The 326-nt window shown below is 69.6% G+C and carries 1 pseudogene; it reads right to left on the bottom strand.

The annotated features are described in order from the left end of the window. A pseudogene (locus tag E5162_RS14805) lies at positions 1-326 on the bottom strand (Y-family DNA polymerase); the annotation flags it as partial.

The following is a 326-nucleotide window of genomic DNA, read 5'->3' on the forward strand; positions in this document are numbered from 1 at the left end:
CAGGCGCGCCATCAGCTGATCGGCCAAGCGCATCATGTCTGCCTCGGCCTCGCCCGCCCCATGAAAATCGCCCTGGCCGCCGGTCAGCGGCGAGGCGCGGCTGGCGGCGGCCTCGAACAGGTCGATACCAAAGCCGATATCGATCTCGGCCCGGTCCAGGCGCTCGTTGAGCAGACGCACCAGATGGGCCGCGTCGCGGCTTGGCCTTGCCGGGCCCACGATCAGGTCGCGCGCCTGACCGTCGACACGGTAGAGCGTCATGCGCAAACGGGTCAGGCCCAGCTCTTCGCGCTCCAGCTCGGCACACAGGCGCTCGATCGCGCGTG

This window comes from Marinicauda pacifica (assembly GCF_004793635.1).
Classification (GTDB): Bacteria; Pseudomonadota; Alphaproteobacteria; order Caulobacterales; family Maricaulaceae; genus Marinicauda; species Marinicauda pacifica.